Consider the following 25,511-nt stretch of genomic DNA (forward strand, 5'->3'; position numbering starts at 1 on the left):
GTCGGTGGACGGGACTACTGGAAAGGGCCGGTCTCGCTCTCCATCGCCTCGAGCTGCGCGAGCTGCTCGGCGTACCGGGCGACACGCGCCTGCCCGGCAGGGGACAGCCTGCGGGTTGTCCGGGCAAGGACACGAATCTCCGGAGGCTCCGGATCTTCGCTCTGCGTTGGACGTCTGGCGTCGAGGAAGCGTTGCACTTCCTCCACCACCTTCCTGGATGTCTCGCTGCCCGTGGCTTTGAAGACGTCCAGGGGGAGGCCGAAGAAGTCGGCGAGTATGGACGCCACCTCGATCCCGGGGTTCTTCACGGTGCCGTTGCGGAGCCGGCGGATGTGCTCATTCGTGATGGTTCCGGCCCCGAACTTCTTGTTGATCGCGTCGGCGATCTCCGTGTTCGTGGGCTCGATGAACTCACCGGGTCTGGTCGGGTCCTCCTTGGCCTGGGCCTTGAGAAGAAGGCCGAGCACGTCCTGGAACGTGTGGACCTGCGCGCTGGCAGCGTCCTGGGCATGGGGGTCTGCAGTCACGGTGGAGTGATCTTCCTTGGCGGGATGGTGATGGCCTCACCCTAACTGTCATCCACCGATCGTTTGATGGAACACAAGTTTCAACCACAGATTGTTTGACGTTTCACCCTTCGACCATCTTTGATGGTTCGCGAAACAGCGCGCTCGGCCGGTTACCGGCCGTGCGCACCCGTGCAGTCATCGCCACAGGTCGCGCCCAGGAAGGCATCTCGTGCTACCGCACCCCTCGTATCGCTCCGTGCGCCTCATCAAGCGCATGATTCCGCCGCTCTGACCTCTGCACACGCTAGCCGGTTTCGAACTAGCATTCGAAAACGTGCTACCTGATGGAACGGACCATCGTGACGATCTCCGACGCCGCCCCCCACAACTGGCCTCCGCGCGCCCTCATGGGGGAGGGAGGTGCCGCCCTCCTGCTTGGCGTTGAGAACTCCGTCGACTTCGTCATCGGTCCCGACGTCGCGCCGATCGAGGCCATGGAACGCGCTTACGCCACGGCGGCGCTGCTCCTGCCTCGGCTCCTCAAGGGCGCGCCTTATGCCGACCGGACGGGCGACGAGGTCCAGGCCGTGCTCCAAGAGCTGGTAGACGTGACCGCCCGGCACTGCGCCGGCGCCGGTCTGGTAGCCCGGATCGCGTATGACGGCGGTGACGTCACGGTGTCGGTCGGGGACATGACCGGCGCGCTGCCTGCGCCCGAGGTCGAACCGGGGCTGTATCTGGTGTACCGCCTGGCCTCCGACGTGGGTCAGCACGTCGGCGACCATGGCGGCTGGGTCACCTGGGCTTCCGTTCCTTGTTCACGCTGAGCAGCCCATCGTGCCCCGGTTAAACCTCAGCCACCGAAAGCCCGCCACGACGCGCCGGTAGGTGAGTGCTTTGGCGCGCGTGGCCAGTTCAACCCCCTCCGGTATCAGCCACTCCATTACTGCTTCACGGCCTCGGCCACAGACGTCCGGCACGGTCGCATGTGGCCGCGCCACCCACCCCGAGGACCGGAGCGCTTGCGCGAGGACCGCAGGGCCACCCGTACGGCGGCGCGGTCGACCGCGGGCGCCAGCCTCTTACAGATAGCAGCAGCCCTCTGACCTGCGAAAACGTGATCGATCTATTCCTCTTGCGTGAATAGATCGTCTGGCAAACAGGGGCGTTGTATTCCGCCTAGCGGCATAGATCGTGTGCGTCAAGGGTATTGCCGCGACACGCGAATAGAACTCTGCAAAAGTTGCGTCCTGTGCTAAGTTTTGCACTCCCAGGACGGAGGAAGGAGCAGGTCAAGTGCCTACACCTGCAAGGCGCTCAGCAGCAGTAACACCGCCGCTGACGGCCCGGCAGCGTCTTGCCCCCGTACCGCCTTCAGCGCCGTCGGACGACGTGCTGCGCGACATGGTCAAGGCGCTCGACAAAGTCGCGACCAACGGCGGGCTTATCAGCTCGGATCCGCCGAAGCGGCCGTACCAGTTCGCCAGCGGCCAGCACATCAGTCTCGACACTGACCTCCAGGCGAACCTTTGGCAGTTTGGTCTGTCGCCCATGGCCCGTGACCTGCTGGACCACATGGCCACCCACCATGACGACCGGGGCGAGTTGCTGACCACGCAGAAGAAGCTCGCGACGCACTTCGGGTGCTCGCAACCGAAGGTCAGCAAAGCCCTTACTCAACTCGATAAGCTGCATTTTGCCTGGAAGGTTCGCCGGGGGGTGCTGCAGGTGAACCCCACATACGCTTACCGGTGGGGCAGCAGGAAGCAGCGCGCCCTGATCGCACAACTCGGAGCGAAGTTCCTCCGGGAGCGCACCATCGTGATTCCAGAGGCCGGGAGGTAGTTGTGAGCACCGCGCTTGTCCGCAACCCCGATATGTTCGAGCGACTGCCTGACGCGAGTCTGGGCAAGACAGCCCGGGATGTCTTCGACATCCTCCAGGCTCGCCAGGAGCCGGCTGGCCTCGTCCGCATCTCACAGAAGCAGATCGCGGAGCGCCTGGGCATCACAGTGCCGTCAGTCTCCCGTGCCATAGGAGAGCTCAAGGACCGCGGGCTCGTCCACCCCCGGACCGTGCACGGCAAGGTCCAGATTCACCCACTGTTCGCGGCGTACGAGTCGATGGCGCACATGGTGAACCATCTCAAGGAGGAGGGGACGCACCTATGGCCCCTGACCTTCCCCGGCAGGATGGTGCAGCTTCCGTCTGGAAATGACCCGCGCGCGGGCACGTCCTTCGATCCGGACCCAGATGGAGGGGAGCCGGCGCCGCTGCCCGACGCAAAGCCTCCCCTGCGAATCGCAAGCTGACCGGTCCGCACTTGTAGAAGGGGCGTCAACCTGGCCCGGTTGACGCCCCTCTTAGCTACCCTGATTCCTCGCCGGAGCCAGGTACTGCTTGGTCCCGAGAATACAGGCTCCGGACCAGGCCCGGGCCGCCGTCACCTCGTCAGCCGGGTCGGCGCAGCCTGCTCGCCGTGCCGGCGACGGTCTCGGCGTCGTCCCGGTTCTCGTACCAGGAGACCGGCAAGTTGTGTTCCTCGGTGTCGACGACGGCGAACGGCTGCAGGCGGCCGTGCAGGACGACGTTGTCGTAGGGCCGGTACTCGACGCCGAAGCGTTCGGCCGGCTCGCCGTCGCGGCCGCCGAGGTTCGCCAGGCGCTCGAGGATCCGGGACACGTCCACCCCGGTCGGCGAAGTGGGGCGCGGGCGCCGACGCCCCGGGGGTTCCGGCAGGTCGTCGGGTTTGACCCCCAGGTCCTGCAGGGCCTGGGGGAGGTAGCCCAGGTGCCGGGCGACGATGTAGTCGTTCTGCTCCTGGAGCGTCCCGAGCTCGCGGTTGCCCAGGCGGACGTAGAGGGCGAGCAGCTCCTCGAGGGCCGCGGCCGCGGCACGCTCGTCGCGTCCGGCACGAGCCGTACGGATCTGCTCGGTCAGCGGGCCGGCGACAGCGGCGAACGAGTCAGACACGAAGTGGCTCCTACCCACGTCGGGAGGTACGGACGCGCCACGCTACTACCCACCCCGATGGTTCCGGATAACGGGCCAGGGCGCCCCCCTCTCCTAGGTGCTTTTCGCGCGCGCAGCCCACGCGCCTCGCGGCGCGGCTGGCAAGGAGGGAGGGGCGCCCTGGCCCGTTATCCAATTGATCAGTCAGGCGAGGGTCGCGGCCGGCGTGCGCAGCTCCTCGACGACCCGCATCACGTAGAACCCGAGCCGATCGGGCTCCCGTCTCGTACGCAGGAGACCACGGCGCCGGCCGGTGCGGATGACCAGCCGCAACGTTTCACGAGGTAGCCCCACGTCTTCCACATGCGCAGCCGCAGCCGCGGCCGGGATCCACTCCTCGTACGGGAATCTCATCAGGGCCGCGTAGAAGTTGACCGTGTCGGCGGCCGCAGGCGCGGGCGAGGCGTGCGAGGACATCGCGGGGTGCTCCTTCTCTTCGGGTTGGGCGCCCGCCGAGTTGCTCTCCCGACGCTCGCCTGCAAGGCGGAGATTACAGTAAGCCCAGGGAAATCTGCCATGGGGCCTCCGACCGGTGACTGGTACAACTTGGCCGGTTATGCTTCCCTCGCGCCACGCGGAAGACGATCCTCCTTTTCCCCGGTTGGGGGTTCTGGTCCATCGGGCCCGCCAGGGGGCGCTCAGACGGCATATGGGGGGACATCACGCCGTGACGGACAGCATCGCAAGCATTGACCAGCTCATCGCACGAGCAGCCGCCGGTGGCTCAGACGCGCCGGAGGCCATGAGCGCCTTCTACGCGCGTCTCAACACCACGGTCTACAACTGGGTCCGCCAGTACGTGCGCGACCCGCACAAGGCCGAGGACCTCGCGCAAGAAGTTTGGATCAAAGTGGCTCAAAACGTGGGCCGTTACCGCCCGGGGACGAACCTCCTGGGCTGGCTGATGACCATCACGCGGAACACCGCGGTCGACCACCTGCGCAAGGAACAGCGTCGCCCCACCGAAGTGCTCCAGCCTGATCACCTGCAGCTCGACCGGCCGCGGCCGGGCCTCTCCGTTCACGAGCAGACCGAGCGCCGGCAGCTCGCGACGGCCATGGTCCAGCGGATGAACGAGCTCAAGCCCGATCAGCGCACTTGCCTGCGGCTGCGTTTCTACGACGGCCTCAGTCCGGCGCATACTGCGGAGCTCATGGGCAAGACTGAGGGCGCGGTGCGCACCCTGACGGTACGGTCGTTGCGACGGCTGGCCCAGGTGCTCCCGGAAGGGGACTCTTCCGCCGATCTGGTGGAGGAGCTGTTGAAGCTCGCGGCAGGCAGAGGAAAAGTTCACGGTGTTCGGGTCCAGACTTCACAGGAGAGGGCGCCCCATGTTGCAACGCGCTGACAGGGGAGCGGAGCGCCTCGAGCGTGCGCTCGAGGGCGGCCCGATCCCACACGACTCCGACACCCGCCGCGCCCTGGCGGCCGCAGGCGGCCTGACGCCGGGCCACGGGCGCAACCCTGCCCGCGTCCAGCAGACGCACGACGTGATGATGGCGGCCTTCATGCGGACCTTGAATCCGTCTGAGGCCCGCGACGACGCCGGCACCGACGACGGCCTGGAGGAGATGGAGCTCCACCGCACGGAAATCACGCTCCCCGACGGCGGCCAGCTCGTGGTGTCCGACCTCGAGCAAATCACCCCCGAGCGGCTGGAAGAGGCCGCGCAGATGGCCGCCGAGATACTCGCGCGTAGGGCGAAGGACCACCACAGTTGAGCAGCCCTACCGACAAGCTCGACATCGTCGTGGGGGAATTCCCCACCGATGCGATGCTGTGCAATCTCAACGGCGTGCGCACCCTGTTCCTGGGGGTGGACCAGACGTTCGGCCGGGCCGTGAGCAACGTGCGCAACGTACTGCCGGGCATCACCGTCGAGGCCGCCGAACGGATGGTTCGCGAGCAGGCCCCGGAGCTACGGGACTTCGACGAGCTGCTCGGGCGGACCGATCCCGTCCCGCCCAGCGTTGAGGGGCCCGCCGCCGCCCTGGTGGACGACGCCGTCAGGGAGCAGCTCCCGCGCGGTGCCGCCAAGCGTCGCCGGAGGGCTGTCCTCGTCGCCGCGCTGCTGCCCGCCCTCGCTGCAAGCTGGGCGGTAGGCCGGTACACGAACATCGACGACGCCACATCGACGACCGCAGCCAGCGCGCCGGACGCCTCACCGAGTCTGGCTGATGCCGACGTGGTGAAGGCACCCTTCGCCGACCCCCAATTCAAGTGGTTCAGCGGGTCGAGCGAGATCGTGTGCGACCCGATAAACGCACTTGAGGCGGAGTGCACCGACTCCGACGGCATAGTGATGGCGACGAAGGCCGCGACCGGTCCGGACTCGACGATCTTCACGTTCTCGTACGGCAGCGAACGCATCGGCCTGCGGATCTTCTACGACGCCAAGTACGCGGCAACCTGGGCTAAGCAAGACGGCTCCCGAGAGCTGTACCCGAACATGCGGACCCACGACCGGTACATCCTGTGGGGCACGGACCCCGACCGGATCAGGGAGTACAACGACCTCCTGGAGGACGCGGACAAGACGTCCGGGCCGACCGCGATGGGCGGCGCCACGCCGCTGCCGCCGCGGCTGGCCGCGCTCACGCTGGGCACGCTCGGACTGGACGACCACGAGGTGACGCAGATCATCGCCGCCCCCCAGGCGGCGCCGACTGACACTCCCACCCTGCTCGCCGCCCGCCTGGTGCTGGGTCTGGACAGCACACCCACCTGGCCCGAGCCGGGCGACGACGACATCGTGGCACTCGCGGCCGGGATCGAGCCGAACCCGCCGACCACGTCTCCCTCCGGAGGCGGCACGTCCATGGTGGTGCCGGTCGTCGAGCCGGACGTATCCGTCACGCCCACGGCGTCGGCGGGCGGTTCGGAAACGGACACCACGCCTTCCGGCGGAGGGACAGGGACGTCCCCGACGTCGCCTCCGGTGACCGATCCGACGCCGAACGATCCCGAGCCGTCCACCCCCACCACGCCGACTCCACCCCCGGTGACGGACCCGACGCCGAGTGGCCCCAAGACGACGCCTCCGGTGACGGACCCGACGCCGAGTGTTCCCAAGCCGACACCGCCGGCCACCGAGCAGCCGCCGCCGGCCGAGGAGACTCCGCCGCCCGTGGAGGAGACTCCGCCGCCTGTCGAAACCCCGGCGCCGCCAGTGGAGGAGACTCCGCCCACGGGGCAGGACGGAACCATTCCGGCCGGGCCGGAGGAGAGCGGGGACGACCTGCTGATCCTGGACTCAGCCTGGACCGTCTCAGCCGCATGAGACAAGCGAAGGGCCCCGGACATCAGTCCGGGGCCCTTCGCGTGCCTGGTGTCAGAACGGCGGCTCTTGGGTCGCCCACGGATCGTCGACGGTCGGCCCCTGTGCGGCGGCCGCGGCCGGGCGCTGCCCACCGCCGCCCGTCGTCTTGGTGACCCGGGCCGTGGCGTTGCGCAGGCTCGGGCCGACCTCCTCAACGTCGAGTTCGTACACGGTGCGCTTGACGCCCTCACGGTCCTCGTAGGAGCGCTGCTTGAGGCGCCCCTGGACGATGACCCGCATGCCCCGCTGGAGGGACTCGGCCACGTTCTCGGCCGCCTGCCGCCAGACCGAGCAGGTGAGGAACAGGCCTTCGCCGTCCTTCCATTCGTTGGTCTGCCGGTCGAAGGTGCGCGGGGTCGAGGCGACGCGGAACTTGGCCACCGCGGCGCCGGAGGGAGTGAAGCGGAGTTCGGGGTCGTCAACCAGGTTGCCTACGACGGTGATAACGGTCTCGCCTGCCACGGACGGGCCTTTCGAGAATCGGGGGCCGGCCCGCGGGCGCGGGCCAGCCGGGAAGGGGTCAGGAAAACAGGAGCTTCCAGGTCAGCGGGCCGGGGATGCCGTCGGCGTCGCCCTTGAGGGAGGCATGCGCGAGCTGGAAGTCGCGGACGTTCTTCCGATCCGAGTCCGACCACTTCGGCCCCGGGCCCGAGGTGTAGTGCTTGCCGTAGCCCTTCCGGACGAGCTGCTGTCCGAGCAGGGTGATGGACGCATTGCTCTTGCCAGGGCCGAACTTGCCGACGCCGGGGAACGGCGGGGCCGGCTTCGCCGTGACCTTGCCCGGCAGGGTGCCCAGAAGCTCCTTGAGGGAGGTCACGCCCGGGACGCCATCCGCGTCCGCACCGCTGTAGCCGAGGGACTCCTGATAGTCCTGGTAGTTCCTCGTGTCCGCGTCAGTCCACGTCGGACCCGGGCCCGACGTGTAGTGCTTGCCGAACCCCTTCTTCACCAGGGCCCGGCCGACCTTGGTTACGTGGTCGCCCTTGGCGCCGTAGCCGTACGTCAGGTCGCTGATGGTGACCTGGGCACGGGAGACCTCGGAGCCGCCACTCGGAAGGGAGCCGCCCGGGTTCGGGGCCGCCTCGTAGTTCCCGGCCGGCATGCCCGCCTTGACCCAGGCGTACAGCTTGGTGCCGGGGCAGGCGGTCGCGAAGCCGTCCCGGTGGCCGCGCTTGGCCAGGGTGCGGCCGGTCTTCTTGCCTGCCTCCTCGTACAGCGCGCGGCATGCGGCCAGGGCCTTCGCGCTGGGCTCCTGGTCGCCGCCGATGGCGAACTGGACGCCGATGCCAGTGGTGTTGTGGTCGGGACAGTGGGCGCCCTGCAGGCCCCAGCCACGGCCCTCGTAGATGTTGCCGGCCTGGTCGATGACGAAGTTGTAGCCGACGCCGCTCCAGCCGTTGCCCAGGTGCTCCGCCTCGATGGCGCGCATGATCGCGTACCCGGTGCGGGTGATGTGGTGGGCTCCGTCGTAGTGGACGTAGAACTCGGTGCGCTTGGACAGCGGGACGGATGCCGGGGTGCCGTTCCACGGCTTCGCGCCCCAGGTGGCGCGGGAGATGATCTTTAGAGTCATGGGGTGGTGCCCTCCACTTGTTGATCGGTGGAGGGCACCGTGCAGGGCGCGGCCGGTTAACGTCGCGCGCTGCCGGGAGGACTACTCGTCGACGACCTCGGCGTCGACGACGGAGCCGTCCTCGAGCTCCGGCGGGTACTCAACAGAGAACAGGCTGCGGTCCAGGCGCTCGGCGAGCGCGGACAGGTCAACGGCCTGATCGTCGGGGCCGGCGGCGAGGTCGCCCAGGCCGGTGATCTCGACGGCCACGATCGCGTCCTTGCCGTAGTGCTCGCGGTGCTGCCGCTCCAGGTACCAGGCATCGGCGCGCCAGTCGGGCGACGTGCGGTCCTCCACCGTCTCCTCGACGATCTCGCCGGTCACGGAGTCGCGGAACTTCCTGGTGGTGACCTTGGTGACGATGCCGCCGTCAGCGACCCGCCGGATGTTCATCATGGCGCGCGCGGCCGCCGTGGCGCGGGCGGTGCGGACCTTCTCGTACAGGGCCGCGTACTCCTCCTCGGCCGGGTCCGGCTTCTCGCCTGCCTCACGGGCCTCGACCTCGACGCGGCCGCGGGCCATCCACGCCAGGAAGCTCGAACGGGAAACCCCGGCCATCTCGGCGGCCAGCTCGACGGCAACGCCGGTACGCGACGCGCCGACGAGGCGCGCCTCGACGTCGTCGGAGAGCAGGCGTGGCCGACCGCTGCGACCTTCGGGCCGGCGTGCCTTGCGTCGGATGGACATGGTGTTCCTCGGAGGACGGGTCAGCGGCTGGACGTGAACATGTGCCCGCAGGCCGGGCAGGTGGCGTGCGGGGAGCGGCCCTCGTCGTCGGGGCTGAGGTCGCCGTCGCGTTCGCCGTCGTCGGGAAGGTGCAGCAGGGGCGTCTCGTCCTCGCGGCCGCCGCCGGGCAGGGTCTCGGGGTCGACCTGGCCGAGCAGCTTGTCGATCTCGTCGTGGGGGATGGCCAGGGAATCGAACAGCTCCGCGTCGCCGGTGGCCAGGTCCTCGAGGACCTCGGCAAGCTCGCGCGGATCCCATCCGCCCTCGCCGGGGAGCCGGTTGAGCTTGATGGCCAGGGCCTCGGCCTCGGCGTCGTTCTTCGAGGACCAGCCGCGCAGTACGGGGACAAGCCAGCCGCCGTCCTCGTCGATGACGATGCCGCTGGGTGCGCGCATCCCGCGGGACTGCATCTCGATCAGGGACTCACGGCGGCCGTGGCCGTGGAGAGTCTTCCGGGTGCGCTCGTCGACGACCGGGATCTCCACCAGGCCGTGCATGTCGATCGACGCGATCATGAGCTCGAGCTCGTGCCGCTTCGGGTTTCGGTCCGCCGGCATCAGGTCGGTCAGCGGCACGTAGGCGATGAAGCGCGGCGGCCTGGCGATCGTCTCGGTCACGGCTGGTGCGGTCCTCTCCCATGCGTCGATGTCCCGACGGCGGGGGAGGGCTGCGAGCCCGCGGACTTCAACCGCGGCGCCCCGCCTCGCAAGCAGGGCGATGCCGTCATGGCCGACCCCCACCCGCCACCGGGCCGCCTCCGCCCTCGTTCCGGTTGGGGCGGAGCCGGGGCCCCGCCGCTACCGGTGACGTCGCCGGGCGCTGCAGAACCGCGAGGAACGTAGAGGGGCGCGCCGCTTGTGTCGCGTGCTCCACAAAGCATTTCCCTGGGTGTACTATTCGGAGTGGCTGGGAGAGCAACCCAGCTACCTGGGCCTAGGTGTAACAAATTTCGGCCGGTGACGTACCTCCATACGACGCCCCGAAGACACCCCGCCCGGGACAACCCGAATCCTGGGCCTGGCGTCCGGGGAAGAGAGGAACACCGAGATGTCGAACGACGTCGCCGACGACACCCAGGCCGAGGAGCCCATCGGCGTCCCGCTGTCCACCCTCGCGCTGGTCGGGGCACTTGCCCGCGCGATGGAGGACCACCAGCGGGAAGTCATCAAACCTCGGAAGGACGCCCCGCGCGACCCCCTCGTCGAGGACTTCCTGGCGACGAAGAAGCCGGAACTCGTCGTCGAGATCGACGGCGAGAAGGTGGGCCACTACAAGGTCAACGTCACCAGGGACCGGTTCGAGGTCGCCGACGACTCAGCGTTCGAGGCGTACGCGGAGGAGAAGGGCGAGATTGACATCGTCATCGTCCCGAAGCCCGCGTTCGTGGATGCAGTTCTTGCACATGCGCAGCGTGACCCTGAGACGGGCACCATCTTCGATTCGCGGTCCGGCGAGGTCATCCCGGGTCTCCAGTTCGTGTCGGGCGGGAAGCCCACCGGCACCGTCACCTGGACTTGGAACAGGTTCAAGGGGCGCCCGATCGGTAAGGGCGTACTTCTGGCCGCGTACAAGCGCGGTCGGCTCGACGAGTTCCTCAAGGAGACGCCGGAGCTGTTGCCCAAGGCACAGCCCGGCGCGCGCGACGAGTGACACCGACCGCTTGGGCCCGGCCCCCTGCGGCCGGGCCCCTCTCCCTGGGGACCAGCACCATGACCGCCACCGCGACCGCCGCCCGGAAGCTCTCCGACCGCGCGCACCGCATCGTCTTCGAACTCGCCCTGCACGGCGGTGAGTGGGTCGACGTCACCGACATCTACACCCGCCTTGGGCTGACCTCGCACCAGGTGCGCAGCGCCCTGAACGAACTGATCTACGCGGGCATGGCCGAGAGGGAACGGCGCCCGGTGGCCTCCGAAACCGGATGCCGCCGCACGCACCGGACCTACTTCCGCCTGACCGACGAAACCCCGAGCGAGGCCCCTGCATGAGCCGCCTGACCAGCCCCACCGGGGTGCGAGTCAACCGGCGTCCCCGGTTCGTCGCCATCGACTCCAAGACGATCCGGGACACCACCATCAGCTACCGCGCGCTGGGGCTGCTCGGCTACATCCTGGACCAGAAGGAGGGGTGGCAGGTCCGATCCGACCAGCTCTCCAAGGGCGAGGGACGCGAGGGGCGCGGCGCGGTCCGTACGGCGCTGCGCGAGCTCGCCGAGCGCGGCTACTACCGGCTCGAGCGCCGCAGGCTGCGCACCGGCAAGTGCGTGATGGGCACGGCCGTCTCGGAGTACCCCGTCGAGCAGTGGATCAAGGACCACGAGATTTTCAGCACCGTGTCCGACCCGGCCGTCCCCGTGGTCGAGCAGGAAGACGGCTCGTTCCTCGTCGAGTACCCCGACGGCACCTTCGGCAGCGACGGGTTCGAGTCGGACCCGTTCGACAACGAGGAGCCGCCCGCCGATCCCGAGCCGGAGCCGGAGCCGGAGGACAGCGGCGAGGAGGACGAGGACACCGCGGAGGAACCGCCGGCCGAGCCGGAGAAGCCCCCGGTCCGCCCCCGGCGCACCCGCCGCACCTCGGCGCAGAAGGCGGCCGACGACGAGCAGAAGGCCGCCGAGAAGAAGCAGAAGGACGAGAAGAAGGCCGCCCTGGACGCCGCCGTCGAGGCGGTCGCGAAGTGGTGGTGGGAGGACGCCGAGAAGCACCTCGGCAAGTACGTCGGGAAGACCAACGGCTACTTGGCCATGCGCGGCATGGTGAAGAAGGCCCTCGAGGCGGGCTACACCCAACGGCAGTGCGCCGATGCCCTGCGGCACGCACGTAAGCACCTGCCCAGCGCGCAGCAGTGGCAGACCGCCCTCGGAGTCGCCACGAACCACATCGTCCCGAGCCAGCCCACCGGCCGGATCCCGTACAGCGACAAGGCGACGTGGGGTGCCCAGAACGACGCCCCGCCGTCCACGCCCGGCGACGCCCCCACCCCGGCCGCTGACGACTCCGACGACGCCACGTTCGGCGTCATCGCACGATCGTAAGGAGCGCACCCGATGTCGGCCACCACTCACGCCGCCCCCGCGCGCGGCATGAACGCCCTCGGCGACCTGAGCGAGCACATCGTCCGGGTGCTGCAGAAGAACGGCGCCGACATATCCCAGCTCGGCATGCCGCCCCAGCCCGAACCCGAAGACGGGCTCTGGGAGGACGTCTCGGTTCCCCAGGCCCGCGCCCGCCTGAACATGTGGAGGAACAGCATCTACGACGCAGCCCAGAACGAGTACCTGGCCTTCCGCTTCAGCCACCTTGACGACAACCAGAAGCCGAACACCCTGCGGGGGTGGCTCGACTCCCTGGTCGAGGCGAAGAAGCTGGATGCCCGCCCGTCGGTCCTCAACATGCTCATCCCGGGGCCCATCGGCAGCGGAAAGAGTGCCGCGGCGTGCGCCCTCGGCAACGAGGCCGCGGAGCGCGGGCTGTGGGCGCTGTACGTGAAGCACGCGACGTACCTGACGTGGCGTCGCCCCGACTCCGCGCCGCACAACATGAAGGCGTGGGAGGTCCGAAAGCGGTTCGTCGAGTGTGACCTCCTGGTCCTCGACGAGCTGTGCGGCGAGATGGACGTCACCGCGACCGAGTTCGCCCGGCGGGAGACCATCGACCTGATCGACGCCCGTATCTCCGCCGGGCGGCCCACCGCGTACACCACCAACCTGCGCAGCCGCAGGCAGCCGGGAAGCCAGGCCATGGGCGTAGTCGACATCCTGGGGGAGCGGCTGCTGTCCCGGCTCGAGTCCTCGGCGCACCTGGCGAAGATCGTGGGCCCGGACCGGCGGAAGCCCGTGCAGGCTCTCGACTGGTGATCCGGGGTCAAACGCCCTGTATGTCGCTGTTGCTGGCGGGGTGTGGGCGTCGGTAAAGGCGCAGGAGGCGGAAGACGCTATATCGTTTGGTCGACCCGGGAGGCCATGAGCATAAGCCGACCGGGGAGACCCGAACGAGAGGAAAGGTGTCTTGAAGCTGCCGTTCACCCGTGCCCGCGAGGGCGACGAACCGCAGACCCCCGTCGACCACGAGCCGAGCTCCACCGACTCCGCCGATTCCGGCGTCCCTCCGCTCAGTCTCTGGGAGCGCCGCGGTATCAAGCTGACCGCACTGGGCGGAGCCGGCGTCGGCGGCCTCGGCTTCTACGCGTCGTTCGACGCCGTGTCCGCCAAGGCCCTGGAGTGGGGCTTTGACGAGCCGTGGGTTCTGCCCACCGCCATCGACTCCGCCATCCCCGTGTTCACGGGCGCCTACCTGTTCCTCATTCGCATGGACATGCGGCTGTGGTGGGCGCGGCTCGTCCCCTGGGCGCTGAGCCTGATCACCTGCGCCCTGAACGTCGCGGCCGGTACCTCGCTGTGGTCCAAGGTCGCGCACGGCGCCATGTCCCTGCTGTGGGTCGCCGTCTCCGAGATCGCCGCGCACACCTACGCCGTGCGGATCGGCGCGGCCACCGGCCGACGCCGCCGCATGGACAAGGTCCGGTGGGCCCGATGGATCCTGGCCCCACTGCCCACCTTCCTGCTGTGGCGCCGCATGAAGCTGTGGGAGCTCACGTCGTACGACACGGTCCTCGAGCTCGAACAGGGACGGCTCCTCTACCAGGCAAAGCTCCGCGCCCGGTTCGGTCGGGCCTGGCGCACGAAGGCGCCCGTCGAGTCCCTGATGCCGCTCCGTCTCGCCCGTACCGGGATCCCGCTGCAGGAGACCGCCGCGGACGGGCTACGCGCTGCGGGCCTCGAACTGGGCATCTTCGCCCCTCCGGTCGCCCCCGTTGAGGAGCTCCCGGCCCTTCCCACACCCGTGCCGGCAGCCGCCGTACCTGCGGCGTCCCTGAAGCCGCGCCGGATCACGGCCACCGTCCCCTCACAGCCGGCGAAGGTCCTCAAGCCGGCGCCGACGCCGGAGGAGCCCACGGCCGCGGCCGCGGAGGAGCCGGGCGAGCCGCAGCCGTATGTGGTCCCGTCGTGGAGCACCGAAGGGGAGCTGCGCGAGATCCTCGTGCAGGTCATCGACGGCAAGCACCGCGACGTGTTCGACGGCCCTCTGACCGGTGCTGCGATTGCGGAGGTCCTCGGCCAGAGCGAGGGCAACGGGCGCAAGGTCCGCGGTCGCATCATCAAGGAGTACGCCGCGCAGAGGGGTGTCCAGATTCCGCCGCGCGCGACCGTCGACGACGTCTTCGCCGCGTTCGACCAGGCGCTGACGGCAACCGGCTCGTAAGGCATCCTGCCCCTACCCGTACCGAAGCGGCGGGCCCCCGACCTGGGGTGCCCGCCGCCTGCATGATCGGACCCTTCATGACACCGGAGATCCTGGCCCGGATCGCCACCGCCCGCGCCGCCCGCGACCTGTCCGACCTCGCCCGGCAGGCAGTCGCCACCACCGCCGAGACCACCAGCCCGGCCGAGCGCATCCGTCGGGCGCGCGAGCTGCGCGAGCTGACCAATCAGCTCGTCGACCTGGTCGTGCTCGCCGAGTCGTTCGGGGGCGCGTCTTGGGAGGAAATCACGGCAGCACTTGGCCGGCGCGACCCGGGCACGGTGCGGAGGGAGTTCGCCGGCGACATCGCCGACTGGGGCGGGAAGTCCGAGGAGGAGCTCGAGCGCGCGGCCGAGGGGTACGAGGCGCTTGACCAGTGGTACGCGCGGCACCGGGAGGACCAGGACCCCGAGGGTTCAACTCCCGTCGCCGATCTGCTCAACCGGCATTGAGCTATCCCGCCGAGCGGGTAGAATAGTAAGCCGATGGCAACGGCGAGAGGCTAACCCCTCTGCCGTTGCATCCTCCGCGGGAGAGCAACCCGGGGAACCACGAAGTAGAGGAACAGCCAGATGCCTGGTATCACCGCGCCTCAGCGCGCCCGCACGTCCCGCCGACCGACTGGCCTGCCGAACCCGCCGATGATCCTTATCGCGGGCCCGGAGAAGACCGGCAAGAGCCGCGTTGCGGCTGAGGGCACCGCCTCCGAGCTGGTCGGGATGACGTACTGGATCGAGATCGGCGGCTCCGAGGGCACGGCCGACTACTACGGTCGGATCCCCGGGGCCAACTACGAGATCGTGTCCCACAATGGCAGCTACCAGGACATCCTCGACGCCGTTCGGTGGGCCGTCGCGCAGCCGCCTGCCGTCGAGGGCAAGCGGAACATGATCGTGGTCGACAACGTGTCCGTGCTGTGGGACATGCTCAGCGACGAGCAGGCCCTCTACGCCCGGTGGCGCGCGGAGAGGAAGGCGCAGGAGCAGCGCCGCCGCGGCCCGAACCCGGACCTTCCCGTCACGGTGGACCCCGACCTGTGGAACCGGGCGAAGGACCGATGGGGAGAGATCCTCTGGCTTCTGCGTCGGCACTCCGGCCCCACGATCCTGCTCGCCCGCCAGGAACTCGTCACCGCGTTCGAGAACGACAAGCCGACCCGGGACAAGACCCGCAAGACCAAGGCCGAGAAGAACCTCCCGGCGTCCGTTGACGCCATCGTTGAACTTCACGCGCTGGGGGAGGCGTACCTGACCGGCGTGCGCACCCTGCACTGGGAAGTCACGCCCGGACAGAGCGAGCGGTTCGAGAATTTCAGTATCGACACCCTGCTCCGCCGCATGGGCTTTCAGGAGGCCGCGGCCGCCCGACAGGTCACCGAGACGCGGCCGCACGCGTACCTGGACGAGCAGCAGGTGCAGCGGGAGCAGCAGCAGCGCCCCCAGCAGCAGCGACAGCAGCGGCCCGACCAACGGCAGGGGCAGGGGCCCGCCCGGCAGGACGAGCGGCCGAAGCTGACCGGCGACCAGGCCGTCGAGCTGATCCGTAAGGCGCTCGCCGACGAGAACAACCCGGAGGCCGCGCTGCACAACATCCGGGAACAGTGGGGCATGGTCACCCTGCGGCAGATCCAGACCCGCACAGAGGCCTGGGGCGGGATGAACGCGGACGACCTGATCACCCGCTCCCTCGCATACGCCAAGGGCCGCGCCGAACAGAAGCGGCAGCAGGGAACCGGGAGCGCCGGGCAGGCCCCGTCCGCGCAGCCGAGCACGGCTCCGAGTGCGCCTCCGGAGCAAACTCCGACCGCATCCACGGCCACGCCCCCGGCCCAAGGCCAGGGCCAGGGCCAGCCGGAGGGTGCCCGCGAGCACCAGACGCACGAGGACCTCGAGCCGCCGGCCGATGACAACGCACCCCCGCCGCCGCCGGACCCCCAGTTCGACGACGAGCCCCCGGTCGACGAGCGCCCGGAGGAGGTCAGCGAGGCCGAGGAGCCCCAGGCGGCCCCCTCCGCACCGGCAGCCGCCGCGGCGCCTCGGGCAACGCGCCAGACGCGCGGCGAAAAGCTGGCACTCAAGGCGCTGAACGCCGAGGCAGTCGTCCAGGCCCGGATCAAGATGATGACGGTGGGTGAGCACCTCGGGCCTATCTCCGAGGCGGGCGACCCGCCCATGACCGTGCTCCGGGACTACCTCCAGCAGCACCGGCCCGTGATCATCGCCCAGCTCGAGCAGGAGGGGCAGACGGAGCTCGCCGCCTACTACCGGAAGGCGCCGACCGTCGATCCTCAGATTCAGCAGAGGTTCGCTCAGTACTTCGAGGGCGCGCCCGCCGGGAAGTGACGTGAGGTGATGCGCGCCCGGCCCCCTTCGGGCGCGCGCCTCCGCCGCTCCGCTCCTCCGCGCTTTCATCACCTCACGTCACCTCGGCACGGCACGGCGCGCCCGCCCTCCCCCGTGCGCGCGCTCTGGTGATCGCGCGTCCAGTCCGGGACCGCGCTGCTCCGCGCCCGCGCCGTACCTACCGGCGCGCCCGGGCGCGCGCGTTCGGGCGCGCTCGGCATCGAGGCGCGCCCGAACGCGCGCGCCGCGCGCCGGCCGTGTGGAGCGCGCCTCCACGCGCGCGCTCAGGCGCGCCGGGCGCGCGCCGTGCCCGCGCCGATCCGGGCGCGCCCTCCGTAGATCGCGCGCGCCCGGATCGCATGGACCGCGCGCCCGCGCCGAGCCTCCCGCGCTCAGGCGCGCCCGCAGCAGCGCGCCATGGCGCGCACCGTTGACCTGCCCTTTTACAGGGCGCGCCGCGCGCCTGGCCGTCGCGCGCCACGATGGGCGCGGCCTCCTGGATATCGTCGGCCACGCGCGCCGGCCGTGTGGAGCGCGCCGCGCGGCGCGGTGATCGCTTCTCAACGGCGCGCGCCCGGCGGCGCGGATGACCAGGCGGGTGCGCGCCGACCGGCCGATCGCGCGCGCAGGGCCGCGCCCCAGGAACGCGCGCCGCCGCGCCCTCGGGCGCACCCCGGACACGACGAAGGGCGCGCCATCGGGCGCGCCCTTCGGGGAGGAACGGTCAGCCGGTGGCGCGCCCTATCGCGCGCCCTGCCGGGCCGCACGGCGGACCGCACGCCGCGCCCTGCGCTCCTCCGCGGCCTTCTCAAGCGCGCCGCCGCGCTCCTGGCGCAGCAGCTCCATCAGCTCCTCGGGGTGCCGCTCGCCGAGGACCTTGAGCGCCTGAAGCCGAACGTTCGGTTCGCTCGGCATCCGGCCCTGGCGCGCCTCCCCGTACTGGACGGAGTAGCGCAGGTACGCGGCCTCGGACTCCACGCGCCGGCGGAAGTTCTCGACCCGGCGCTCCTGTGCGTTGCCGCTCTCGCCCGCGGGCGGCTCGGGCATGAAGCGGGCCGGCTCCTCGATCATGAGGCGGCACAGACGCGCCACTCTCCCGGCTACTCTCGGTGAGCGGAAAGCAAGGGCCTCGACATGCGGGGACGTCGGGGCGGGCACTGGCTCGTCGAGGACGAAACCTGTCCACCGGTCCGCGAACGAGTCGTCACCGAGGGCGGCCAGTTCCTTCGCGTGGTCGTGGGCCAGGTCGTCGACGACGTCCTCGAACGGCGGCATCGCTGCCTTGATCGTCTCTCGCCACGGCGCGATGCGGGCCTGCTGCTGCTTCCTGGTCTCGCCCTCCCGGATGGGGTTGTAGGCCTTCGCCCGCTGCACGGCGGTTCGGAGCGCCTGGAGAGTGCGAGGGGCGAGACGGGGATCGTGAAGGGCGGCGCCCTGGGTCTCGCGCGGCGCGCGCCTGTTGGTGCCACCGGTGACGTACTGGACGACGGTGTCCGTGAAGGCGTCGGGGCTCATCTCGGACAAACGCTTGATCTCCGCCGCAACCTGTCGGGCATCGGCCATGTACGTGTTCCTCCGCTTCGGGTGTGACCCGTGCTCTCGGGCCCTGGTGTCGTACTGCCTGCTGAGACACAACGAGGTGACCGCACTGGGCGCGGAGATGCGTGTGCCGGATCTTCGTAGGAGCATCCACTCCCCGGCCCCGAGTGCTCTACACACACCCGGTTACTCGATTCGCTATGGCCAGGTAACCAACGGGCGAGAGGAACACCCCAGCTCTTGCGAGCGGCGTGGTCTTGAGCCCATGAACCCTGAACCGGAACCTCGAACGCATTCTTCGCGGCCGCGGTACGGCCACCTCGTTGCAGATGGTACCCGTCGGCCGGGGGCCAGCCGTGCCCTGTGGGCCCTAGTCGGCCTGCTGGGGCGTCTTCTTCGTGGTGAGACTCTCGATGATCGGGGCGAGCTTGCTGGGCTTCCACACGAGGTCGTAGCTCGTCTGGGAGGCAGCGAGCACGGCGAGGATGGTGACCGTGGTCAGCTTGCCGTGCTGGAACTGGTCCCAGCCGCCGTCCGCGGCCACGGCGACGACGCCGGCGACGAGCGCGGCTAGGACCGCAATGACCTTCTTGTACTTCGCCGACCAGGCGGGGCGCTGCACAACCGCGGTGAGCAGCGGAAGCACAGCGCCGACCTGGCCGCCGGTGGAGAGAGCGTCAAGCGTTGCAGACATGGGTGTTGCCCTTCATGCGTGGGGTGCGTGTCGGGCGGACTGTGCGCGCGGGCGGCCCCTTGCGTCGCGTGCTGGCTCAGCCGTCAGGCCGGTTGGCCAGGTCCTCGGCGATCTCTCCCGGCGGAGCGGGGACGGGCCGCTCGTAAAGCCTCGCGACCAGGGCGCGGAGCTGGTGGATGTAGTCGACGGCCGCAGCCTTCCACCGTCTCCACTGCCGTTGCTCCTCCTCCAGGCGCTCGACCCTGTTCTCCAGGGTGGTCACGCGCTCGAGCGTCTTCGCGTTTGTCTCGCGCTGCTGCTCGAGGAGCTGGGTGAAACCGTTGGTCACGGTCTGGACGGAGGTGACGAAGGTGGTGGCCTCCGCGGTCTCCGCATCGGTGTCGTTCTTCTGTCTGTTCTGGCGGTACACCATCCAGGCCGCGCCCAGCACGCCCACCGTGCTGAATGCTGGGCTGAGGACAGGCGCCAGAGAGACGAGCCACTCCATGAGCGCCTCCTCGGTCATCGGTCGTCAGTAGGGATGCGCGGGAGCCGGGGCCCGAAAGCCCGCGGCTCCCCGCAGCCGGAAAGCTGCACCATGCGAGGGGCTTATGTCGTTGCGTTCATCGTCTCGGCGGTCGGCGCGGGCCCGACGCCGGCGACGGCGTTCCATCCCGCACGCACTGCCTCGAGGATCTGCTCGTCGGAGATCGCTGCGGCCATGGTTGCGGTATCGGTTGAGCTGGCGGCCGCCGCGGCGGCGAGCAGCGTTGGGGAGACGACGAGGCCGACCATCATGGAGGCGGCTTGTGCCTCCGAGGGGCTGAGTACGGTCTTCGCCAAGTTCCAGCGCAGCGGGTAACCGGGCGACGTCGACGCCTCAACGAACACTTCCTGCGCGATGACGGCGATGGCCATGCGGACGCGTGGCAGTAAAGACGCCTCGGAGGCCAGGGCGCACATCGTGGTCAAGGACAGGGGTAGAGCGGGCATCGCGGGGCTTCCTCACTTGGTGTAGGTGACGCGGAGCTTGGGGGGGTTGGTCTGGCCGTAGCCGCGGGCGCGGCCGTAGTACGTCGACGACGTGGAATTCGGGTCCAGCGCGATACCGCGCCACTTCGTACTGTCGAAAACGCTGGTGATATCGACCCACTTGCCTTCATTGCGGGCCCACGAGATCGTCTTGCCTTCACTGTCGGAGGAGAACGTTGCCGGCCGCGAGGCGTGGCTGTGGGCCTTGATCACGGCCTTGCCGCCCGCGTTCGCGTACCAGTGATCGAAGTAGAGGTAGACCTCGGCCTTGTTGATCGTCGCGCCCGACAGGTCGGAGGACAGGCTCGACGGGAAGCCGATCAGTGAGGCTTGCGTGCCGTTCGTCGACGAGTAGTAGCCCTGGTAGCAGGAGTTCTTGTAGTACGAGTTGTAGGAGCCGCGGCCCGCGTATGAGCCGGACCAGGAACACGCATACGTCTTGGTGACCTTCTTCGGGGTCGGCGCGGTGGTGCCGCCGCCGTCGTTGTAGCCACCGGTCTCGGGGATGTACGGGCCGATGTCCTCGATGTAGAAGTAGCCGCGCGAGTTCACAGCGCCATACATCTCGCATGTCTGCCCCGACGGACCGAGCGAGTTCATGAACGTGATCAGGAACCGGTGCGTACCGGCGCCGAGACTGGGGCCGGATTCGATGTGCTCCAGCCAGCTCGTGAAGCTGTTGCCGACAGGCATGGGTGCGACGGAGATGTATTTCTGCGTCGAATTGATCGTAGGCGTACCGGTTCCGCCGTCACGAAGGCGCAGTTGCAGCTCTCCACCGCCCGCGGACGGGTTCGCGCGGGCGGAGAACACGAACCGGTACATACGCGTTTCGTCGATGTCGGCGGCCAGCTCCACGAAACCCATCTCGGTGCCGGATGCTGTGCGGGTGGTGATCTGGTAATCGATGGCCTGGATGCCGCGCGGAACGAGGTTCAGGTATTCCGAGAGGTCCGCTCCGCCGATGGTGAGGGTGTCGGCGACGGCCAGGCGCTGGAAGCCGGCGGCGCCGTCCTGGTCGATGGTGGCCACGGGCACGCCGTCGGTGCTGAGCGTCAGGTAGTTCGGGCGGCCGGTGACGAGCGCGACCGCTTCCTCTCCTGCGTCGTCGTAGAGCTGCAGACCCATCGGGGAGATCTCGGCGCGCTGCCCGGCGAAGCCGGAGGCGGTCACGTACCGGGCCTCGGCGTTGTCCCATGTCACCGTGCCCGCAGTGGAAGAGACCGACTTGAGGCGCACAACCACCTGCGTGGTGTTCGCCGGGGCCGCGACGCTGGCGACTCCGGCAATCCGCGTCCATGCCTCCTTCACAGTGGCGCCCGAGCCGGAGGTGATGACGGCGACGCCGAGCGAGGTACCGGCGGCGTTGCGCCACTCGGCGTAGATGCTGACCCGGTCGCCGGCCCAGTCCGCGGAGGCGAGGTAGTCGACGGCGAGGTACATCTTCTGGCCGGGGACCGCGGGAATGGGCCCGACCAGGTACATCTCTAGGGACGACGCCGCGTTGTTGCGCAGGGCCTGAGCGGTGCCGTTGCCGCCTGCGACGACGGACCAGGCGGTGTTGCCCGCGACCCGCTGCGCGGTCACGGCCCCCTCGAAGGAGGGGTCGGCAATGAGGTTGCCGTCGGTGCCGAGCGACAGCCGGTCCGCGGTCAGGGAGCCCGCCTTGATGTGCGTGGCGTCGATGACCCCGGCCGCGATCTTCGTGGCGGTCACCGAGTTCACGGCCAGCTTGTCCGCGGTCACGGACAGAGCGGCGATCTTGTCCGCGGTGATCGCCAACGCCGCGATCTTTTCGGCGGTCACGCCCAGGGCCATGAGCTTGTCCGTGGTGATCGCCCCGGCGAGAATCTTCGGCGCGGTGACCGAACCGTCGGCGATCTGCACCCCTGCCACCACCGGGCGCACGGCCGCATTGTCGAAGCGGACCGCGCCGAGCGTTGTCCCCGCCGACTCAAGGCGGATCCTCGCGTTCGCGGCCAGCGCGGGCGCCGTCACCGTCGCGGTCATCCGCGTCCACGTCTCCCGCGCCGGCGTACTCGTCAGCGCCTTCCCGAAGGTGAGGCGAGTCCCGGCCGCGTCATCCCACCGCGCCTGCAAGTTGATCTCGGTGCCGTTCCAGTCGCTGGACACCCAGTAGTCGACAGCCAGGTACAGCTGGTCGCCCGGCAGCACGGGCACGTTGGTGACAGGCACCTGGAAGGTGGAGGGGGCGGCGGCAACGCAGTCGATTTTGATGCTGGCCGGCGACCCGTTGCCCATCGTCTTGTCCTGCGACGCGTAGGCGATCCCGGCGACCTGCGCGGCTGTGTAGGCGCCCTCGAACGACGGGTCGGACAGCAGGTTGGAGCCGCCGATTATCGTCAGCTTCTCTGCCGTCACGGACCCTGCTGCGATCTCGCGGGCCGTGACGGCGTCTGTCGCGATCTTTCCTGCGACGACCGCGTTCGCGGCGATCGCTGGTCCTGTCACCGCGTTCTCGGCGAGCTTCCCGACCTTGACGGCGTTGTCGGCGAGTTTCTCGGTGAGGATTGCGCCATCGGCAAGTGCAGTCGTCCCGACCGCGCCGAGTGCGATCTTCGCCTCCGTGACAGCGTTCTCGGCGAGCTTGACCTCGGTGACGATCCCGTCGATGAGGTCCTGCTCCACGGCCTGGCGCGGCTTGCCCGCCACAGCCACTGAGGGAGCGCCGGTCAGGCCCGCGGTGCTGAGGGCGATCAGGCGCACCCAGCGCTCCTCGTAGCCCTCTACCGCGACGGTGACGCTTCCGCCGGTGACGTCGGTGATGGCCGCGGCCAGGGTGACGGGCTCGGGGGTGAAGTCGGCGGCCGGGCCCAGGTGGACCTGCAGCGCGGCGAAGTCGGTGGGCGGCGCGTTGGAGTCGTCCCACCAGCCGTCCCAGGTGACGACCAGGCCGGCCAGTGCGGGGGCCACAAGGGGGGCGCCGGGCGTGGGCGGCGGGACGGCGGCCGCGGGCTCCGGCACCAGCGCGATACCGCCGTCCGGCTGCACGCCCACCGACCCGGCGAGCGTGCCGTCCTCGGTGTAGATGTCGAGGGTGCCGCCCTCGATGCTGGTGTACGCGGCCTTGGACGTGCGCTCGAGGTCCCGGAGGCGCCGGTCATAGTCCGCCAGGAGCGCGGCGAAGCGCTTGGCGTCTGACTGATCGTCCAGGAAGTTGACCATGGCGCGGGATGGTCAACGGCCCGGGTGGTTAGTGTCGCGTCCTGGTTAGTAGTGGAAGCTGTCGGACCGTTTTAGGGCCAGGGTGATGAAGCCGTCGGCGCTGATCTCGTCACTGATGATGCGGTGCCACACATCGACGTCGCCGACCCACGGCACGTGCACCTGGACGCGGATGTCGTCGCCGAGGGCCCAGGAACCGAACTTGGCGTTGGGGTGGTCGACGATCTGTATGGCGGGGATCTGCAGGGCGGCGGTGCGGCCGGCGAGTTCCTGCTGACCGCGCTTGCGCAGCGCCGTGGCGGAGGACAGCTTTTTGTCCGTCACCGTTGCCACCCGGCGCATGCGCCGGTTCGCCCAGGTTGCAATGTCGCTGACCTGGGCGCGCTTCATCTTGTGGCCCTCGCCCTTGCCCAAGACCATGACCTCGTTGGCGTAGTCGCCGCCCATCCCTTCCGGCTTGGCGATGGCGACGATGTTCTCCCCCTGCGCGAACCGGAGATCGGTGCGCTTCCGGCCGAGACGGGGAGTCCCCAGTCTCAGCCGGTGGGTGATGTTGTTGCTCGTCGAGTTCTCCCAGGCGTGCGTCTCGATCCAGTCGAACATGTACTGATTGACCAGGGTGTCGAGGGTCTGGCCGCAGTCGGGGTTATCCCACCAGGCGAGTTCCCATGGGTCCTCACCGTCGGCCGTTCCGAGCAGTTCCCCCTTGTTGTGGGTGTCAATGTCCAGGCCGATGTTCCCGAGGGGCTTGCCCTGGACGTGCGCCCAGATTCTGCGGAAGGCGTCGTAGACGTCGATCCGTGGGCCGGCGTACGGCTTCGGCGGCGCGGGGACCTTCTTCTTCGGTTTCGATCCGTCGATGTACCCGTCATGATTCTTGTCTTTTCCGGCATACGGATCTTTCGGGGTGATCTTCATACCGGAGATGATGTAGTTCTCAAACGGGATGCCGTGCGCGTACGTCGAGAACCCCTCGCAGGACACCGTGGCCTGCGCCCCGTCGTACGCGGTCTTGGTGACGATGCCTCCCCACCGGATCGCTCCGTCGATCTCGAGGTACAACTTCGTTCCCCACTCCTGCAGGATGGGGTCTCCGTCCGCGCCGATCATCCGGGCGTACTCCGGATCGATGGTCCCGACCATGGCGCCTGGACCCGACAGGTCCCGCTTCGGGTTCGAGGACAGCGTGAACGGCACCTGCCAGTCCAGAACGGTCTCTGTGAGCGCGCTCTGCGCGATGAATCGCCAACCGACCGGCACGGCTTACACCTCCTCCTCGTCCGGGCTCTCGACGAACTCGACGTCCGCGACGATGGAGGTGCCGACGTCGACGGAGACGTCGCCGGTCTCGGTCTTGTACATGTACGTCTGCACGGACAGGGTCTGCGTCGTTCCGCGCAGCGCGCTGGACATGGCGAAGTTGTCGGCGAGGACGATCGTGGAGCGGCGGGTGTTGTTGCCGGAGTCGTCGTCGATGTACGTGTCCTGACCCAGGAGGGTGCTGCCCCACTTAGTTTGCATCCGGGCGTAGACGTCGGACTTCGTCATGCGGAAGCCGGCGAAGGTCACCACGAGCTTGGCCCGGGTCGCCCAGGACGGCACGTCAATGTCCCAGGACGCGGCCGACGGCCAGTTGTGCCACTTATTGTCGCTGTAGGACAGCGTCGACAAGGCGCCAGGGAACGCGGTGTAGAGGCGCCGGTCGCGGCGGGGGCTCACCATGTCCCGCAGGTCCTTGATCATGCTCTGGGTGATCGACGAGGTGTTCGCGGGGATGTCGATGCGGCCCAGCGTGATCGCCGAGTCGTTCGGGCGGACCTGCCTGACGTCGGTGACCGTCTTCGCGACTCCGGAGATGATCCGCGTAAAGATGTACGGCCCGACCACGGGGTCAGACGGGTTCGGCCACGTCTCCCCGTACGAGTACGGGTTCTCGATCCGGGCCACGACCAGGTCGGAGCGCGCGGACGTCCCGGTCGCAGCGACGTTGACCGTGTCCGTCGCGGGCAGTCGTCCCGCGTACGCCTGGTACGTCGACCCGGTGGCCCGGTTGATGATCGCGCAGGCCCCGGGGCGTACCTGGATCTTGGCGGCCGGCGACGACAACGCCTTCACCGCCAGGTCCCCGGAGCCGACCACACCCTGCGCGCCGCCGAACGCCGCGTACGCCAGAAGGCGCGCCACCTCGGAGCTGTGCTCGGCGCTGCCCTCGGTGAACCACGGCACGCTGTCCCACGCCATCTCGTATCTCCTCTGCTGGT

The 25,511-nt window shown here is 69.1% G+C and carries 26 protein-coding genes and 1 pseudogene; 13 read left to right on the forward strand and 14 right to left on the reverse strand.

What is annotated here, in order from left to right:
* Positions 1-14: 14 nt before the first annotated feature.
* Positions 15-527, reverse strand: a complete 513-nt coding sequence (locus tag BLW14_RS33385; protein ID WP_093711108.1) for a hypothetical protein — start codon at positions 525-527, stop codon at positions 15-17.
* A 326-nt stretch (positions 528-853) separates the two neighbouring features.
* On the opposite strand from BLW14_RS33385, the gene BLW14_RS33390 reads away from it, so the two are divergent.
* From BLW14_RS33390 to BLW14_RS33400, 3 genes are all read left to right on the forward strand, one after another.
* Entirely contained in the window at positions 854-1,336 is a 483-nt protein-coding gene (locus BLW14_RS33390) for a hypothetical protein (protein WP_093711109.1), read from the forward strand.
* A gap of 469 nt (positions 1,337-1,805) precedes the next feature.
* Entirely contained in the window at positions 1,806-2,354 is a 549-nt protein-coding gene (locus BLW14_RS33395) for a helix-turn-helix domain-containing protein (protein WP_143052045.1), read from the forward strand.
* Positions 2,355-2,356: 2 nt separating this feature from the next.
* Complete coding sequence (locus BLW14_RS33400) at positions 2,357-2,821, forward strand: helix-turn-helix domain-containing protein (protein ID WP_256333064.1); 465 nt, start codon at positions 2,357-2,359, stop codon at positions 2,819-2,821.
* A gap of 139 nt (positions 2,822-2,960) precedes the next feature.
* On the opposite strand, the gene BLW14_RS33405 is transcribed toward BLW14_RS33400, so the two are convergent.
* Positions 2,961-3,482: a hypothetical protein gene (locus BLW14_RS33405; protein WP_093711111.1), complete on the reverse strand. Its 522-nt coding sequence runs from the start codon at positions 3,480-3,482 to the stop codon at positions 2,961-2,963.
* Between the two features lie 183 nt (positions 3,483-3,665).
* On the reverse strand, positions 3,666-3,938 hold the full coding sequence (locus BLW14_RS33410) for a hypothetical protein (protein ID WP_093711112.1): 273 nt from the start codon (positions 3,936-3,938) through the stop codon (positions 3,666-3,668).
* Between the two features lie 250 nt (positions 3,939-4,188).
* Between BLW14_RS33410 and BLW14_RS33415 the strand changes: the two genes are divergently transcribed.
* Genes BLW14_RS33415 through BLW14_RS33425 form a run of 3 tightly spaced genes read left to right on the forward strand, consistent with a single transcriptional unit; the run spans position 4,189 to position 6,801 of the window.
* The gene (locus BLW14_RS33415; protein ID WP_177154263.1) at positions 4,189-4,869 is read left to right on the forward strand and encodes an RNA polymerase sigma factor; all 681 of its coding nucleotides are present in this window, start codon (positions 4,189-4,191) and stop codon (positions 4,867-4,869) included.
* The gene (locus BLW14_RS33420) at positions 4,853-5,242 is read left to right on the forward strand and encodes a hypothetical protein (protein WP_093711114.1); all 390 of its coding nucleotides are present in this window, start codon (positions 4,853-4,855) and stop codon (positions 5,240-5,242) included. The genes BLW14_RS33415 and BLW14_RS33420 overlap by 17 nt, the downstream gene beginning before the upstream one ends.
* Positions 5,239-6,801, forward strand: coding sequence for a hypothetical protein (locus BLW14_RS33425; RefSeq protein WP_093711115.1), 1,563 nt, complete (start codon positions 5,239-5,241; stop codon positions 6,799-6,801). Before BLW14_RS33420 ends, BLW14_RS33425 begins: the two co-directional genes overlap by 4 nt.
* A 60-nt stretch (positions 6,802-6,861) precedes the next feature.
* On the opposite strand, the pseudogene BLW14_RS33430 reads toward BLW14_RS33425, so the two are convergent.
* The 4 genes and pseudogenes from BLW14_RS33430 to BLW14_RS33445 form a co-directional block, all read right to left on the reverse strand.
* Positions 6,862-7,302, reverse strand: a pseudogene (locus BLW14_RS33430) (single-stranded DNA-binding protein); the annotation flags it as partial.
* 58 nt (positions 7,303-7,360) lie between these two features.
* Entirely contained in the window at positions 7,361-8,413 is a 1,053-nt protein-coding gene (locus tag BLW14_RS33435) for a peptidoglycan-binding protein (RefSeq protein WP_093711116.1), read from the reverse strand.
* Positions 8,414-8,494: 81 nt separating this feature from the next.
* Complete coding sequence (locus BLW14_RS33440) at positions 8,495-9,139, reverse strand: hypothetical protein (RefSeq protein ID WP_093711117.1); 645 nt, start codon at positions 9,137-9,139, stop codon at positions 8,495-8,497.
* Positions 9,140-9,159: 20 nt separating this feature from the next.
* Positions 9,160-9,795 carry a ParB N-terminal domain-containing protein gene (locus tag BLW14_RS33445; RefSeq protein WP_093711118.1) on the reverse strand — a complete coding sequence of 212 codons (636 nt, stop codon included), beginning with the start codon at positions 9,793-9,795 and terminating at the stop codon, positions 9,160-9,162.
* Between the two features lie 430 nt (positions 9,796-10,225).
* Between BLW14_RS33445 and BLW14_RS33450 the strand changes: the two genes are divergently transcribed.
* From BLW14_RS33450 to BLW14_RS34750, 7 genes are all read left to right on the forward strand, one after another.
* Positions 10,226-10,828: a hypothetical protein gene (locus BLW14_RS33450; protein WP_093711119.1), complete on the forward strand. Its 603-nt coding sequence runs from the start codon at positions 10,226-10,228 to the stop codon at positions 10,826-10,828.
* Between the two features lie 59 nt (positions 10,829-10,887).
* Positions 10,888-11,166, forward strand: a complete 279-nt coding sequence (locus BLW14_RS33455; protein ID WP_093711120.1) for a MarR family transcriptional regulator — start codon at positions 10,888-10,890, stop codon at positions 11,164-11,166.
* The gene (locus BLW14_RS33460; RefSeq protein ID WP_093711121.1) at positions 11,163-12,212 is read left to right on the forward strand and encodes a hypothetical protein; all 1,050 of its coding nucleotides are present in this window, start codon (positions 11,163-11,165) and stop codon (positions 12,210-12,212) included. The genes BLW14_RS33455 and BLW14_RS33460 overlap by 4 nt, the downstream gene beginning before the upstream one ends.
* A 12-nt stretch (positions 12,213-12,224) precedes the next feature.
* Complete coding sequence (locus tag BLW14_RS33465) at positions 12,225-13,034, forward strand: ATP-binding protein (protein WP_093711122.1); 810 nt, start codon at positions 12,225-12,227, stop codon at positions 13,032-13,034.
* A gap of 151 nt (positions 13,035-13,185) precedes the next feature.
* Positions 13,186-14,439 (forward strand): DUF2637 domain-containing protein, encoded by a 1,254-nt coding sequence (locus BLW14_RS35585; protein ID WP_256333065.1) that lies wholly within the window; start codon positions 13,186-13,188, stop codon positions 14,437-14,439.
* Positions 14,440-14,501: 62 nt separating this feature from the next.
* A complete protein-coding gene (locus BLW14_RS33475; RefSeq protein WP_218137716.1) occupies positions 14,502-14,930 on the forward strand; it encodes a hypothetical protein in 429 nt (142 codons plus the stop codon).
* Between the two features lie 189 nt (positions 14,931-15,119).
* The gene (locus BLW14_RS34750; RefSeq protein WP_093711124.1) at positions 15,120-16,820 is read left to right on the forward strand and encodes a hypothetical protein; all 1,701 of its coding nucleotides are present in this window, start codon (positions 15,120-15,122) and stop codon (positions 16,818-16,820) included.
* Positions 16,821-17,561: 741 nt separating this feature from the next.
* Here BLW14_RS34750 and BLW14_RS33485 read toward each other — a convergent pair.
* From BLW14_RS33485 to BLW14_RS33515, 7 genes are all read right to left on the reverse strand, one after another.
* On the reverse strand, positions 17,562-18,383 hold the full coding sequence (locus tag BLW14_RS33485) for a hypothetical protein (protein ID WP_093711125.1): 822 nt from the start codon (positions 18,381-18,383) through the stop codon (positions 17,562-17,564).
* A 346-nt stretch (positions 18,384-18,729) separates the two neighbouring features.
* On the reverse strand, positions 18,730-19,053 hold the full coding sequence (locus BLW14_RS33490; RefSeq protein ID WP_093711126.1) for a hypothetical protein: 324 nt from the start codon (positions 19,051-19,053) through the stop codon (positions 18,730-18,732).
* A 76-nt stretch (positions 19,054-19,129) separates the two neighbouring features.
* Positions 19,130-19,558, reverse strand: coding sequence for a hypothetical protein (locus tag BLW14_RS33495; RefSeq protein WP_093711127.1), 429 nt, complete (start codon positions 19,556-19,558; stop codon positions 19,130-19,132).
* Positions 19,559-19,641: 83 nt separating this feature from the next.
* Positions 19,642-19,950 carry a hypothetical protein gene (locus BLW14_RS33500; protein WP_256333066.1) on the reverse strand — a complete coding sequence of 103 codons (309 nt, stop codon included), beginning with the start codon at positions 19,948-19,950 and terminating at the stop codon, positions 19,642-19,644.
* 87 nt (positions 19,951-20,037) lie between these two features.
* Positions 20,038-23,250 (reverse strand): hypothetical protein, encoded by a 3,213-nt coding sequence (locus tag BLW14_RS33505; RefSeq protein WP_093711129.1) that lies wholly within the window; start codon positions 23,248-23,250, stop codon positions 20,038-20,040.
* A gap of 45 nt (positions 23,251-23,295) precedes the next feature.
* Positions 23,296-24,510: a hypothetical protein gene (locus BLW14_RS33510; RefSeq protein ID WP_093711130.1), complete on the reverse strand. Its 1,215-nt coding sequence runs from the start codon at positions 24,508-24,510 to the stop codon at positions 23,296-23,298.
* A 3-nt stretch (positions 24,511-24,513) separates the two neighbouring features.
* A complete protein-coding gene (locus BLW14_RS33515; RefSeq protein WP_093711131.1) occupies positions 24,514-25,491 on the reverse strand; it encodes a hypothetical protein in 978 nt (325 codons plus the stop codon).
* Between the last annotated feature and the right edge of the window lie 20 nt (positions 25,492-25,511).

Source organism: Streptomyces sp. 2131.1 (assembly GCF_900105515.1).
Lineage (GTDB): Bacteria > Actinomycetota > Actinomycetes > Streptomycetales > Streptomycetaceae > Streptomyces > Streptomyces drozdowiczii.